This window comes from Thiolapillus sp. (genome assembly GCF_048562965.1).
Taxonomy (GTDB): Bacteria; Pseudomonadota; Gammaproteobacteria; order Chromatiales; family Chromatiaceae; genus Thiolapillus; species Thiolapillus brandeum_A.
Window position 1 is genome coordinate 1 of sequence record NZ_JBHNMF010001319.1, and the last position, 288, is coordinate 288.

The 288-nt window shown below is 53.8% G+C and carries 1 protein-coding gene; it reads right to left on the reverse strand.

Features of this window, described 5'->3' with window-relative positions:
- Positions 1 to 8: 8 nt before the first annotated feature.
- Positions 9 to 288 (reverse strand): EAL domain-containing protein (locus ACOCD2_RS24070; protein ID WP_419626292.1); only part of this gene is annotated, 280 nt, incomplete at its 5' end.

Consider the following 288-nt stretch of genomic DNA (forward strand, 5'->3'; position numbering starts at 1 on the left):
TCACGGTACTAATTCAGCTTCAGAGGCTGGCTCAGGACCTGATGAGCCTTTTCCCTGGTCAAGTGTCGCGAAAACCAGTAGCCTTGCGCTTCAGGGCAATCCATCTTGCGCAGCAGCTGCACCTGCTCGGCGTTCTCCACGCCTTCTGCAACGATGTTCATCTTGAGATCCTGCCCCAGCGAAACGATGGCCTGAACAATGGCACTGGCATCTCCCATGCTGGTCACATCACGAATAAACGAGCGGTCGATCTTCAGCGTGTCATAGGAATAGCGCTTGAGATAGGAA